This window comes from Caballeronia sp. LjRoot34, assembly GCF_964253815.1.
In the GTDB taxonomy this organism is placed as follows: Bacteria; Pseudomonadota; Gammaproteobacteria; order Burkholderiales; family Burkholderiaceae; genus Caballeronia.
The window spans coordinates 583,910-596,629 of sequence record NZ_CAXUSB020000001.1 but is presented as its reverse complement, the minus strand read 5'-3'; the positions used below and the strand labels follow the sequence as shown (position 1 = coordinate 596,629).

Sequence of the window (12,720 nt, the reverse complement as noted above, 5' to 3'; positions counted from 1 at the left end):
AAGGCCGGCTACCGGGCACGCCCGGCCGCTTGCGCGGCGCGGCTGGCGTCATTCATGATCTGCCCGGCAAGCGTGAGCGCCGCCTCCGCCGCGGCGGATTGCGTTCGATCGGCAAGGCAAACGAGCGCGAATTGAAGCCCCAGTTTGCGCGGATGAACAATCGACACGCGCACCAGGCGCTGGCCATCGGGGTCTCGCTGTAACACTGAAGCCGTGCAGAACATCACGGCATCGGATCGCGCGACTACATCCTTGAGCACGGTGACATCGCTACATTCCAACTGCACGGGAACGGCCTCGTGCGCGCGAAACTTCAGCAGCCGGCGCAACGCGTCTTCCATGAACGCAGACAGCGGCACGGACACCATGGGGAATTCGCGCAATGCCGCCAACGGCACCGGCGCACGCGCGAGCAACGGATGACCGGGGCGCACGAACCAGCCGCCGTCGTGACTGGCCAGGCGATGGGTGGTGACATCGGGCGCAGCCGGCGTTTCACGACGATCCATCACCACGAAGTCAGCGTCCTCCGAGCGCAGGCTTTGCATCAGCATACTGGCTTCTGCTATTTGTACGGATACCTTGGTAGCTGGAAACTGCCGTGCACATTCGACCAGTAAATCTGGAAACAGGATGGCGGCGGCATAAGGCCCCATTCCGATTCTCACTTCGCCCAGCGCGTCCGACCTGATCAGCTCGACATCGCGAAAAAGACAGCGTGTTTCGAACAGCACGCGCCGGGCACGTTCGACCAGCATCCGGCCGGCGGCGGTTGTCGCGACGCCGCGCGCTGCGCGATCGAAGAGCTTGATATCGAACTCGTCTTCCAGCGCCTGGATACTGCGGCTAAGCGCGGGCTGGCTCAGATGAACCCGCTCCGCCGCACGCGCGAAACTACCCTCTTCGGCGAGCGCAACCATATGCGCGAGGCGACGCGAATTGATCTCATGCATGATTTAAAACGGAACCCTAAATAATTGATCGCTGGTTTCGGAGCCGGGTGGTTATATCACCTCCTGCTGCCACGGAGCCGCGCATACCGGCGCCGGACGTTCGTGAAAAATTGCAAAAAACCGGCGGCGTCCCGCGCCGGATGCCGCCGGTCCCGGCTCAAAACTTGTGCCGGATTCCGGCCATCACGCCAAGCTGCGTGCTTTTCTGCGCGAGGCTGACAGCGTTGACCCCTTGCAACTGAGAGCCGATCAGATCGCCCCTATAGAGTGAATAATCGGTTTCCAGATACACGTCTGTGCGCTTGGACAGGTCGTAATCGGTGACCAGTTGAAATTGCCACGCCGAGCCGTCCTGCGGTTGGGTCTTGCCGGCCTGCAGCGTGCGCCACACGTTTGCGGCGAAGTGCCATGCACCTGCTTGCTGCGTAACGCCGCCGAGTATCATCCTGCGCCGCTTGAAGTCGGAGTATTTCAGCGCGGCGAGTCCCGGCGCGGCGAACGGTCCGTTGGCGAAGGTGGAGAACCCCTTGTCGTTCTGATTGACGATATAACCCAGCGCGAAACGCGTCTTGTCCCACGTGTACGAACCGCCAACGGTCCACGCCTTTGCGTTGCTGCCGTTGAGCGAGTCCTTCGTCTCCTTGAACGCTCCACCGAGCGTGAATGGGCCGTTCGCCGGCGCGTAGGCTGCTGCTACGCCGTACTGGCTGCCATATGCCATATGACCAGCGTTGCCGCTGAACGAATAGGCGGTCGAGATGCGAAAGTCCTTGTACCTGCCGTGATACTGGATCTGGTTGCTGCTCCAGATACCGCCGGTCATGGTGACTTCGGGCTGAAAGTTGAAGTCGTAGGGAATCCATGGATTGCTGGAGTACCCGCCCATGGTGATACCTTCGATCATCACGTTGTACTGACGGCCCAACACGACCTGTCCATACGTCGACGACTGCAGGCCGATTTGCGCTTCGTTGAAAAACGGCATGGTGGTGTCGCTCTGGCCGTTGTTCAGGAGAAAGCGGTTTTCGAGCTTGAAGAAGGTTGACCAGCCACCGCCCAGATCTTCAACGCCCTTGATGCCCCAGCGGCTCTCGCTCATGCCGCCGGGTCCCATCAGGAAGCGGCCGTTACCCCGTGTGTCGGCATTGGACAGATAGCGCACACTCACGTCGGCGATGCCGTAGAGCGTGACGCTGGATTGTGCGTGGCTCGTTTCGCAGGCGAACGCGGCGGGCAGCAACGCGTAAGTCACCTTGCACCATTTTCCCAATCCACCCGTTTTTTTAAGTTGTCCCGACCTGTTCATACGTCTCCTCGTGATGTCGTCATGCGACGATCAGGCCTCGCCTGTATCGCCACGAATCAAAGAAGTCGTTGCCGTCTCCGATGCACCCGCGTCATGCCGCTGAAGCGATTGCCCCTTACAAGAGTCTTTCTGCGCGTTTGCGCTGCCAATTTGAGACCAGCGATGGGATTAACTCCAGTGCATTTCTTGCATCGCGAGGATGCAGTGGCCGCATGAAGGCGAGAAGAAAAGAGGAGCGGACAGAGGTCGCGAGATTCGCGTCAGCGAACCCGGAATAATGAGATAAAAAAGACGAAAGGAGCGGCAGCAAGGGGGATCGCGGCCTGATAAAACTGCCTTGGCGCGACCGGCGAGGCACGCTCAGGCGGAAACACCACACGCGCTATCGAAACCCGCCTGCGGCCTTAAAAGCGACTACTGCGCCGCCTTCACCACCTGCGCCAGTTTCACGAACTCGGCCACGGGCACTTCTTCCGCGCGGCGTGAAAGGTCAAATCCCAGCGCATCGAAATCCACGCGATCTCGATACACGCCCAGCGTATTGCGCATCATCTTGCGCCGCTGCGAGAACGCTGCGAGCACGACTTCGCCGAGAACCTTGTCATCCACGTCCGGCAACTCATGCGGCGCGAAGGGAATCATCCGCACGATCGCGGAATTCACTTTCGGCGGCGGATTAAAGGATTCGGGCGGAACGTCGATGAGCTTATCGATTGCATAGCGATACTGAAGCATCACCGTCAGGCGGCCAAAGTCCTTGTTGCCCGGCTCGGCGATCATCCGGTCCACCACTTCGTCCTGCAGCATGAAATGCTGATCGATGACTTTCGGCGCGAACGCCGTCAGGTGAAACAGCAGCGGACTGGAAATGTTGTAGGGCAAATTCCCGACAATCCGCAGCGACGGTTTTTCACCTTCCAGCGCGAGCGAACCAAAATCGAACGCGAGGGCATCGCCGGCATGCAACGCCAGCAGATTGCCAAACCGCTTCTCAAGCCGTCCGATCAAATCACGATCCAGTTCTACCGCGTGCAGCGGCGATTCGGGCGTGGAGAGCCGTTCGACCAGCGGCGCGGTGAGCGCGGCAAGACCCGGGCCGATTTCGACCATGCGTTCGCCGCGCTTGGGCGCGATGGTGTCGACGATCGAATCGATCACGCCTTGATCGACGAGGAAGTTCTGCCCGAAGCGCTTGCGCGCGAAGTGGCCCTGGTGCTTGATGGACATCGGAGAAGCCGATTAAAACCGCAATGAAAAGGAAACAGACAAGGAACGAGGCAAAAGAAATCAGGCTGTGCGGCGGTGGCGCGCCATGGCGACGGCTGTGTCGATAGCCACTATCAAGCTGCCCGGATCGGCGCGGCCCGTACCGGCCAGATCGAGCGCAGTGCCGTGATCGACCGACGTGCGAATGATCGGCAGCCCCAGCGTGATGTTGATGCCTTCGCCGAACGTCGCGAATTTCAGGACCGGCAAACCCTGGTCATGGAACATGGCGAGCACGCAATCGGCGTCTTTGAGATAACGCGGCTGGAACAAGGTATCAGCCGGATAGGGACCGGGAGCGTCGATGCCCAGCGCGCGCGCTTGCAGCAGCGCGGGCGTGATGACATCGATTTCCTCGCGGCCCAGGTAACCGTTTTCGCCCGCGTGCGGGTTGAGCCCGGTCACGAGGATGCGCGGTTTCGGCAGACCGAACAGCGCTTTCAGGTCGCGGTCAATAATGCTCAACGTCTCGACAATGCCATCCACCGTCAACGCCGCCGACACGTCTTTCAGCGGCAGATGGGTGGTAGCGAGCGCGACGCGCAGCGGCCGGTCGCCCATGCCCGCGAGCATCATGACAACGCGCGGGGTATGCGTGCGTTCAGCGAGATATTCGGTGTGGCCGGTGAACGGAACGCCGGCGTCGTTGATGGTGCTTTTCTGCAGCGGCGCGGTGACGATAGCGTCGAAACGACCGCTCACCGCCCCGTCTATGGCTGCATCGAGCAGGCCGAGCACATAACGCCCATTAGCGGCGTTCAGCTTGCCAGCAGTGACGGGCACGCTCAGCGCGTGATGCTCGATCTCGATTGCCGCGCCCGTTGAAAGCCACGGCGATGAACCAGCCCGCTCGGCCATCAGCTCACGGTCGCCAAGCACGGTAAACCGCACCGACGGCCAGCGCTGAGCCGCTTCAGCCAGCGCCGCCACCGTCAATTCAGGCCCCACACCCGCCGGTTCCCCGGTGGTAATGGCTATGGACAATGGCGACGGTGAGCGGCTTGCTGCGTTCATCTCGCCAAGCCTTACTGGTTCAGCGCTTGTTGAGCCGCGACGCCCTTGTATTGCACGTAAGCGGTGTCGCGCAGCTCGCGCAGCCAGTCGGAATACGCTTGCTCGGCCTTGCGCTGACCGATCGCCTGACGCGCCGTGTCCAGTTGCTGCTGCACCGAGCCTTCTGCCTCGCGGCGTCCCAGTACCTGGATCAAGTGATAACCGTACTCGCTGCGAACCGGGTCGCTGACCTGACCGTCTTTCAGGTTGTTCATGGCGCGCTCGAATTCCGGCACGGTTTCGCCCGGGCTGATCCAGCCGAGGTCCCCGCCTTGCGACGCCGAACCGTCCTGCGAATAAGTCCGCGCGAAGTTGGCGAAATCGCCGCCCTTCTGAACGTCATCCTTGATTTCCAGCAGCTTCTGACGGGCGGCCGACTCGGACACGCCGTCGGCTACGCGCAGCAAGATGTGCCGGACGTGGGTTTGCACGAGTTTCGGGGCATCGGCGGCCTGGCCTTGGCCTGTCCGGCGCTCCACCAGCTTGATGATCTCAAAACCGCCGTCGGTGCGAATCAGTTGCGGATTCACCTCGTTCGGACGCAGCGTTGCAACCGCGCTCACAATGGAAGCCGGCAACGAAGCCTGCGTGCGGAAACCGAGATCGCCGCCCTTGGCTGCGTCGGTATCCTGCGTATTGTTCTTGGCCAGCTTGGCGAAGTCCGACCCGCTTTGCGCGTCTTTCAGCACGCCTTCAGCCTTCGCCTGGATAGCGGCAATGTCAGCCTGCGACGCGTTCTCCGGCACCTTGAACATGATGTGCTGGAGATGCAGGTCGTTGGACTGGAGGGCGTTCGGTCCACGCTGGCTGGCCACGTAGTTGGCCACTTCGCCGTCCGACACCGTGATCTTGCTGTCCACCTCTTTCTCACGCAATTTCGATAGCGTCAGCTCGGTGCGGGCATCGCGCTGGAAAGTCGTCCAGGGCACCCCTTGCGCCTCGATGCGCGCGCGGTACACGTCGAGCGTCATCTGGTTTTGCTGCGCGAGACGCTCGAGCGTGCGTTGCACGGTCGCGTCGTCAATGGTGATGTTGTCTTCCTTCGCCTTCTGCAACTGAATCCGCTCGATCACCATCTGGTCGAGCACCTGACGTTGCAGCTGATCCGCCGGCGGAACCGGCGCGTTCTGCTGTTGCAGGCGGCGCACGATCAGACCCGTGCGGTCGGCGAGTTCACGTTCCGTGATGACATCGCTGTTCACAACAGCCGCGACAGAGTCCGCAATCTGCGCGCCGCCCGCCGTGGGCGAGGGCGCCAGCGCCTGAGCGTGCGCCACCGGTCCGGCCAGTAAAGCTGCGGCGAAAACACCTGCCGCGAACATTGCGCACTTCAACTTGTTCATGTTTGACACAGATACTCCATCGATTGCGGCCGGTGACCGACCCTGTTGCCTGTTGCCCTTCTGCCCTGTACCTACGGCTTCCTGCCTATACCCTGGCGTATTCCCCGGCACACACTCCGCACGCTCATTCGTAATTCGTGTAACGCGCGAGCGGTGCGGGCGGCGGCGGCGGCGGCGTGTAACCGTTGACGCCGGCACGGAACGCCGCGGTCAGCCCATTATCGACGTTCGACAGGCCCTTGAACGTCATTTGAGCGAGAATACGCGTCCCGGCAGTGTTACTTCCGGTGCTGGTGATACCGTTTGCGTAACGCTGCAAGCCGACGCCCAAGGTCCAGCAGTCGGCATCGTACTGGAAGCCCAGCAGCCCGTCGACGAGTCGATGCCCTGCCAGATCGTAGTTCACCCGGGCGACGCTATAAATGTGTCGCGACAATGGCCATTGTGCCGAAACCAGAATCTGGTTGATCGGCGAAGTGGACAGCGTGGTTTCGTTCGCCCGCGTGTACCTATACCCAATATTGATGACTTCGCGCGCCGCCGGGCTGAACCCGAAACCGATGCTCGACCGCACCAACTGGTTGTTGTCGGCATTATATTGGAACGCAGTTTCCTGTGAAAAACCAGCGCCCAGCTTGAAAGACGCGCCCAGGATCAGGTCCGAGTGTTTCGCCTGGTCGAGCGGCTGGCCTTCCGTGATCGTGACGCGCTGCGGCTGGAAATAATACTGCTGCGCGATCACAAAACGCGCGCGTTCGTCGCCCGTTGCCGGGTTGATGAAACGCGAGGTCAGGCCCACCGTCAGACGGTTTGCATCGGCAATACGGTCGTTACCCGCGTACGTGTTCGGCGTATAGATTTCAGCGAGGCTGAAGTCCGACTGGCCGGTGTCGAAGATCGGCGCGAATTCCTGATTGCGGTACGGCGTGTACACGTAATACAGGCGCGGCTCCAGGGTCTGGATGTAATCCTCCCCGAAGATGCGCACCGAACGGTCGAACACCAGGCCGGTGTCGAAGCTGACGGTAGGAATGGATTCCGACAGGTTCTTCGGCTGGCCCGCGGGCGTACCGTTGGCCGCACTGCCGATCTCGTTCAGGTCGTACGACGCGAAGTGATACTGGATCTTCGGCGTAACGAAATAACCGGGGCCGGTGACGCTGTAGCTCAGGTACGGATTAAAAACAACCCGCTGACCTTCCGTGGAGTCCGCGATGGTGGTCGTAAAGCGCGTGTAGTCCGCTTCCGCGCCGTAGTCGAAACCGCCGACGTTGTACTTGTTGTACAGGACATTCAACTGCGGTTCGCGCGCATACGGCGAGGTCGCCGGCGGCAACACCTGCCAGCGCTGCTCGTGCGCGAGAATCGACCACGGTCCGTTGTTGTACGTGAGCCCTACTTCCTGCTGATACAGCACCTGCGTGCCGTTGATGATCTGGTTCGACGCGTTGCCCAGGTCTTCCGGATACTGATTGTCCGAGACCTTGTTGTAGTTGATATAGGCGCCGAAACCGCCGCCAAAGTTCTGCTGGTGCTGGATGTAGATCGCATAGCGGTTCGTATGCGTCTGCAAGTCCTGCGGCAGGAATTCGCCGGTGATCGTGCCCGAATAAGTCGGCGACAAATACCGGAACGTCGACTGGATCTGAATACCGCGGCGTGTCATCAGGCGCGGCGTGACCACCAGATCGCGATTCGGCGCGATATTGAAGTAGTACGGCATCTCCACTTCAAAACCGGTGGTCGAATTCACCGACACCGTGGGCGGCAAGAGTCCGCTGCGCCGTTCGCCAGTCAGCGGGAACGACAGCCACGGGCTCGCGAACACCGGGAAGCCCTGGAAGAACAGCACACCGTTGTGCGCGACGCCTTCGTTCGCGCCGGTATCGAAGTCGAACGACGTACCCTTGATGTACCAGGCCGGATCCAACTCGCACGAACACGCCGTGTACGTGCCGTGATCCACGCGCGTTTGTTCGTCATCGATCAGGTCCGCGCGCTGCGCGCTGCCCGAGCCGTTCGAGAGATTGAAGCGGTACTTCGGGTTCGTCATGTAACCCTCGTTCGCCTCCACCTTCAAGTGCGCTTCCGGGCCGATGAACGAATTGCCGTTGTTGAAGATCCTGACATGGCCGTAAGCATCGGCCATGTCGGTGTCCTGGTCGTAATGCAGCGCATCCGACTTGATCACCGAGACGTTACGGCGCAATTCGGCCGAACCCTTCGCGGCCATGTCCTGGTCGGCCGTGCCCGTGGTGTGGTCGCCGAGCACGAACGTGGCCGGCTGGCTGCCCTGGCGCAACGGCCGCTCTTCGAGCTGCGGCGCAAGCCGCAGGCTCCAGGCGTCGCCGAGCGGCTGCGAGTCGGCTGCCGCGCCCGCTAGCTGCGCGTGCGCGAGCGCCGGCATCAGGCCCGGCACGGCTATCAGCGCGGCGAACAGCCGCCGTCTGCGTAGCCGCGTTTCGCGCAATGGAACTGGTTTGGAAAACTGTCGTGGCGGCATGTTTGAGTGCTGTTCAATCGCGTCACGCTCGGCGCTCGACGAGAGCGTCCTGGCACAGTCACCGGAACTCGCGCCACCGGAGTTGACGGTTCGCTGCGAACGAAAGTGAATCGATCGATGGATGGTCGGGCGGTAATCTTAACCACCGGCAGCCGTCATGGCTTGCCGGAGGCTTCGCGCCGGGCGCAAACGGAATGCTTAAAAAGTCGTGGGGTATTATATGGCAAGACGTTTCACCCCTCGAGTTTATGACGCCCAATCCCCCCAATTCCTCGAATTTCCGCCTTACACAACTTCACGACTGGCTGCAGACTGTGGCCGAGCGGTATCGGCTGGATCTTTCCACGCTGGCGCCCGCTTCCACCGACGCCAGTTTCCGGCGCTATTTCCGGCTGGCGAGCAACGCCGGGCTCGAATTCGGCAAGACCCTGATTGCCGTCGATGCCCCGCCGCCTGAGAAGTGCCGCGAATTCGTGCAGGTCGCGGGTTTGTTGCGCGAGGCCGGCGTGCATGTGCCGCAGATCCTGGAGACGGATTTCGATGCCGGTTTCATGCTGGTGACGGATCTCGGCACGACCACGTACCTCTCCGTACTCGATGAAAAAAACGCGCGAGCGCTGATGCGCGCGGCTATCGATACCTTGATCCGGTTTCAGTCGACCTCGCGCGAAGGCGTCTTGCCTGCTTTCGACGAAGCGTTTCTGCGTCGCGAAATGGAACTGATGCCGGAGTGGTTCGTGACGCGTCATCTCGGCCACACGCTGGACGCGGCTGAACGCAAGGTACTCGACGACACGTTCAACGTTCTGGTTCAAAGCGCGCTGGCACAGCCGCAAATCTTCATGCTGCGCGATTTCATGCCGCGCAACCTGATGGTGAGCGAGCCCAATCCAGGCGTGCTGGACTTCCAGGACGCGGTTTACGGGCCGTTGACCTATGACATCGCTTCCTTGTTGCGCGACGCGTTCATCAGTTGGGAAGAAGCGTTCGAACTCGATTGTTTTGTCTATTACTGGGAAGGCGCGCGCGCAGCGGGATTGCCCGTGGACGCCGATTTCGGCGAGTTTTACCGGCAGATCGAGTGGATGGGCTTGCAACGGCATATCAAGGTTCTGGGGCTGTTCGCGCGGATTTATCATCGCGATGGAAAGCCGCAATATCTGGCCGATCTGCCGCGGTTCTTGGGCTATGCGAGAAAGGTGTCCGAACGCTACAGGCCGTTAAGGCCATTTGCCCGCTTGCTCGATACGCTGGAAGGCCGCGCCGTGGATGTGGGATATACGTTTTGACGGCTCTCAACGTAGCCATGATTTTCGCCGCCGGGCGTGGCGAGCGCATGCGGCCCCTGACTGACAGACGTCCCAAACCTTTGCTTGAAGCCGGTGGCAAAGCGTTGATCGTCTGGCAAATCGAACGGCTCGCTGCCGCCGGATTCAAGACGATCGTCATCAATCACGCGTGGCTTGGGCGCATGCTTGTATCGAATCTCGGCAACGGTTCGCGCTGGGGCGTTGAAATTCGCTACTCGCCTGAAATACACGCGCTGGAGACAGCGGGCGGAATTGCCAAGGCTTTACCGCTGCTGGAAAAGCATGGCGAAGCCACCGTTTTCGCGGCGGTCAGCGGCGACGTGTTCTGCGAATTCGACTACACACACTTGCACGACCGCGCCGCACAGATGGCGTTGCGTGATGAACCTGCAATGCATCTGGTGATGGTGCCGAATCCGCCCTTTCATACGCTCGGCGATTTCGCGCTTGATCCGAATGGCCGGCTCTCTCTTGATGGCTCGCCGCGCTTCACGTTCGGCAATATCGGCCTATACGATACCCGCATGTTTCGCGATCTCGCGCCCAACACACGGCGCGCATTGACGCCGTATTACCAGGAAACGGTCGCAGCCGGACGTGCTACAGGCGAGTTGTATGAAGGCCGATGGGAGAACGTTGGAACGGCGGCGCAGTTAGAGGCGCTGGATCGCGAACTGAGGGGCAAGTGAACGCAAAAGTGGACGCAAGCGGACGCCGCACGCTACGCTGCCGTCCAGGGATCAATGACCGGGATTTCTGTCGCTTCGAAGTCCTTGCCGTTTCGCGTTGCGAGCACTGCGTCGCAACTGTGGCAGATAGCGGCGATTTGCGCATCGGCTGAACTGATTGGCCGGCCTTGCGCCTCGCGTGCGGCTACGAGGGCCGCATACCGACGCGCGGAACCTTGGTCGAAGGCTAGCACCTTGCCGGCTAATTCTCCGTCAAGCATCGATTCGATCGCGCCGCGCAGCGCGGTTTTGCGCTGGCCGTGCGGAAGCCGCGCAACACCGTACAACAATTCTGCAACGGTAATAGCCGTGGTGTGCAAGTCATGCGAGTTTTGCGCATCCAGCCAGGCCAGCACGTTTTCGTCGGGGTTGGCGCGCATGAGCTCCGACAAGACATTCGTGTCCAGAATAATCATTCCGGAAACTCAGCGGCCCGTGGCCGTTCAGTCCGTTCCGGTAGCGTCAGACCGTTGTCGGCAAGACTCGCAAAGCGTTGATGGATACGGCTGCCGAAACCCGTAACGTTTGCTGTGCCCGCTACCGCATTCTGCAAGATCACCCGCACCTCCTCTTCCATGGAACGGCCATGCCGGGCAGCTTCCACACGAAGCAATGCCTTAACTTGATCGTCCAGGTTGCGAATTGTCAGCGTTGCCATTGGGCACTCCATTTTGCTGTCATTGACTGCAATGCTATCATAAAATGCATAGAATGATCTCGAGCCAGCAGGTTGATACACGCGCCATTCGGTGACTGGTTCGCAAATGTTAAAATCTCTCCTTCCCTTTCGCCTTTTCTTCGCGGTTGCCCATGTCCGATACCCGTTCCGATACCCTCTTCGCGCTGACCGCGCTGTCGCCGCTCGACGGCCGTTATGCCGCCAAAACTGAAGCGCTGCGGGAGTGGCTGTCCGAATACGCGTTCATGAAACATCGCGTGAAGGTCGAAGTTCACTGGCTGATCGCGTTGTCGCAAGCGGGATTCGACGAAATCCCGAGCTTTTCCGAAGCGTCCGAGAATTTCCTTCTGCAACTCGCCGAACGCTTCACCGTGCACGATGCCTCCCGCATCAAGGACATTGAAAAGGTCACGAATCACGACGTCAAGGCCGTTGAATACTGGCTCAAGGAATCCGTAAAAGGACAGCCGGAGCTGGAACGCGCGAGCGAGTTCATCCACTTTGCGTGTACATCGGAAGATATCAACAATACGTCGCACGGCATGATGATCGCGGGCGCGCGCGAACACGTCATGCTGCCCGCGCTGCGCTCCGTGCACGAGCGCCTGATCAAACTCGCCCACACGCATGCCGCGCAGCCAATGCTCGCACGCACGCACGGCCAGCCGGCCAGCCCGACAACGCTCGGCAAGGAAATGGCGAACGTGGCGGCGCGCTTGCAAAACGCGATAGAACGGATTGCGGAAGTGCCGATTCTCGGCAAAATGAATGGCGCGGTCGGCAATTTCAATGCGCATCTTTCTGCTTATCCGGAATTCGATTGGGAGGCGTTCTCTGAAGGCGTGGTGGAAGACCGGCTGAAACTCACGTTCAATCCGTACACCATTCAAATTGAACCGCACGATTACATGGCCGAATTGTTCGACGCCATGGCGCGCGCCAATACCATCCTGCTCGATCTCGATCGCGATGTGTGGGGTTATATCTCCGTCGGTTATTTCAAGCAGCGGACCAAAGCGGGTGAGATCGGGTCATCGACCATGCCGCATAAGGTCAATCCTATCGACTTCGAAAATTCGGAAGGCAATCTGGGCCTGGCGAATGCAACGCTGCGCCATCTCGCCGATAAACTCCCCGTCTCGCGCTGGCAGCGGGACCTCACGGATTCAACAGTGCTGCGCAACATTGGCGTGGCGTTCGGTTATTCGCTGCTGTCCTATGACTCTTTGATTCGCGGACTCGATAAACTCGAAGTGAACGCCGCACGCCTGAATGAAGATCTGGATAATTGCTGGGAAGTTCTGGCCGAACCGGTGCAAACGGTCATGCGGCGTTATGGCGTTGAAAATCCGTATGAGCAGTTGAAGGAATTGACGCGCGGCAAAGGCATTACGCGCGAAGGTTTGCAGACGTTCATAAGCGGACTGGCCATTCCGGATGAAGCCAAGCAATTGCTGCTCGCCATGACGCCCGGGTCATATGTGGGTAAGGCTGTCGAATTGGCGAATCGGATCAAGTAACGCTCAAGCAATACCATAGCCGCGTGTTTTGACCAGAAGCAGTTCGGGGAAGGTTGTCT

General features: G+C 60.2%; 11 protein-coding genes. 3 read left to right on the top strand and 8 right to left on the bottom strand.

Annotated elements, in window-relative coordinates; translation table 11 throughout:
- Positions 1 to 8: 8 nt before the first annotated feature.
- The 6 genes from ACSQ36_RS02590 to ACSQ36_RS02565 all read right to left on the bottom strand — a co-directional run bounded on the left by ACSQ36_RS02590 (position 9) and on the right by ACSQ36_RS02565 (position 8,424).
- Positions 9 to 953, bottom strand: coding sequence for a LysR family transcriptional regulator (locus ACSQ36_RS02590; RefSeq protein WP_436180804.1), 945 nt, complete (start codon positions 951 to 953; stop codon positions 9 to 11).
- 157 nt (positions 954 to 1,110) lie between these two features.
- Positions 1,111 to 2,259 carry a porin gene (locus ACSQ36_RS02585; protein WP_213767587.1) on the bottom strand — a complete coding sequence of 383 codons (1,149 nt, stop codon included), beginning with the start codon at positions 2,257 to 2,259 and terminating at the stop codon, positions 1,111 to 1,113.
- A 414-nt stretch (positions 2,260 to 2,673) separates the two neighbouring features.
- Entirely contained in the window at positions 2,674 to 3,486 is an 813-nt protein-coding gene (rsmA, locus tag ACSQ36_RS02580; RefSeq protein ID WP_213767586.1) for a 16S rRNA (adenine(1518)-N(6)/adenine(1519)-N(6))-dimethyltransferase RsmA, read from the bottom strand.
- A 60-nt stretch (positions 3,487 to 3,546) separates the two neighbouring features.
- Entirely contained in the window at positions 3,547 to 4,539 is a 993-nt protein-coding gene (gene pdxA / locus ACSQ36_RS02575) for a 4-hydroxythreonine-4-phosphate dehydrogenase PdxA (protein ID WP_436180803.1), read from the bottom strand.
- An 11-nt stretch (positions 4,540 to 4,550) separates the two neighbouring features.
- On the bottom strand, positions 4,551 to 5,921 hold the full coding sequence (locus ACSQ36_RS02570) for a peptidylprolyl isomerase (RefSeq protein ID WP_213767584.1): 1,371 nt from the start codon (positions 5,919 to 5,921) through the stop codon (positions 4,551 to 4,553).
- 124 nt (positions 5,922 to 6,045) lie between these two features.
- Entirely contained in the window at positions 6,046 to 8,424 is a 2,379-nt protein-coding gene (locus ACSQ36_RS02565) for an LPS-assembly protein LptD (protein ID WP_213767583.1), read from the bottom strand.
- A gap of 248 nt (positions 8,425 to 8,672) precedes the next feature.
- Here ACSQ36_RS02565 and ACSQ36_RS02560 point away from each other — a divergent pair, with 248 nt between their 5' ends.
- Both ACSQ36_RS02560 and murU read left to right on the top strand, forming a co-directional pair.
- Positions 8,673 to 9,713 carry an aminoglycoside phosphotransferase family protein gene (locus ACSQ36_RS02560; protein ID WP_436180802.1) on the top strand — a complete coding sequence of 347 codons (1,041 nt, stop codon included), beginning with the start codon at positions 8,673 to 8,675 and terminating at the stop codon, positions 9,711 to 9,713.
- Positions 9,714 to 9,730: 17 nt separating this feature from the next.
- On the top strand, positions 9,731 to 10,423 hold the full coding sequence (gene murU / locus ACSQ36_RS02555; RefSeq protein ID WP_436183070.1) for an N-acetylmuramate alpha-1-phosphate uridylyltransferase MurU: 693 nt from the start codon (positions 9,731 to 9,733) through the stop codon (positions 10,421 to 10,423).
- Between the two features lie 32 nt (positions 10,424 to 10,455).
- Here murU and ACSQ36_RS02550 read toward each other — a convergent pair whose 3' ends face one another.
- Complete coding sequence (locus ACSQ36_RS02550; protein WP_436180801.1) at positions 10,456 to 10,878, bottom strand: type II toxin-antitoxin system VapC family toxin; 423 nt, start codon at positions 10,876 to 10,878, stop codon at positions 10,456 to 10,458.
- Positions 10,875 to 11,120, bottom strand: a complete 246-nt coding sequence (locus ACSQ36_RS02545; RefSeq protein WP_213767580.1) for a FitA-like ribbon-helix-helix domain-containing protein — start codon at positions 11,118 to 11,120, stop codon at positions 10,875 to 10,877. The genes ACSQ36_RS02550 and ACSQ36_RS02545 overlap by 4 nt, the downstream gene beginning before the upstream one ends.
- 152 nt (positions 11,121 to 11,272) lie before the next feature.
- Here ACSQ36_RS02545 and purB point away from each other — a divergent pair, with 152 nt between their 5' ends.
- Positions 11,273 to 12,661 carry an adenylosuccinate lyase gene (purB, locus tag ACSQ36_RS02540; protein ID WP_436180800.1) on the top strand — a complete coding sequence of 463 codons (1,389 nt, stop codon included), beginning with the start codon at positions 11,273 to 11,275 and terminating at the stop codon, positions 12,659 to 12,661.
- Positions 12,662 to 12,720: the final 59 nt, after the last annotated feature.

Excerpts from the sequence above, each read along its gene's own strand:
- purB (WP_436180800.1), top strand. The coding sequence starts at position 11,273 with ATGTCCGATACCCGTTCCGATACCCTCTTCGCGCTGACCGCGCTGTCG.
- ACSQ36_RS02560 (WP_436180802.1), top strand. The coding sequence starts at position 8,673 with ATGACGCCCAATCCCCCCAATTCCTCGAATTTCCGCCTTACACAACTT.
- ACSQ36_RS02590 (WP_436180804.1), bottom strand. The coding sequence starts at position 953 with ATGCATGAGATCAATTCGCGTCGCCTCGCGCATATGGTTGCGCTCGCC.
- pdxA (WP_436180803.1), bottom strand. The coding sequence starts at position 4,539 with ATGAACGCAGCAAGCCGCTCACCGTCGCCATTGTCCATAGCCATTACC.
- ACSQ36_RS02585 (WP_213767587.1), bottom strand. The coding sequence starts at position 2,259 with ATGAACAGGTCGGGACAACTTAAAAAAACGGGTGGATTGGGAAAATGG.
- ACSQ36_RS02570 (WP_213767584.1), bottom strand. The coding sequence starts at position 5,921 with ATGAACAAGTTGAAGTGCGCAATGTTCGCGGCAGGTGTTTTCGCCGCA.
- ACSQ36_RS02550 (WP_436180801.1), bottom strand. The coding sequence starts at position 10,878 with ATGATTATTCTGGACACGAATGTCTTGTCGGAGCTCATGCGCGCCAAC.
- ACSQ36_RS02565 (WP_213767583.1), bottom strand. The coding sequence starts at position 8,424 with ATGCCGCCACGACAGTTTTCCAAACCAGTTCCATTGCGCGAAACGCGG.
- ACSQ36_RS02545 (WP_213767580.1), bottom strand. The coding sequence starts at position 11,120 with ATGGCAACGCTGACAATTCGCAACCTGGACGATCAAGTTAAGGCATTG.
- rsmA (WP_213767586.1), bottom strand. The coding sequence starts at position 3,486 with ATGTCCATCAAGCACCAGGGCCACTTCGCGCGCAAGCGCTTCGGGCAG.
- murU (WP_436183070.1), top strand. The coding sequence starts at position 9,731 with ATGATTTTCGCCGCCGGGCGTGGCGAGCGCATGCGGCCCCTGACTGAC.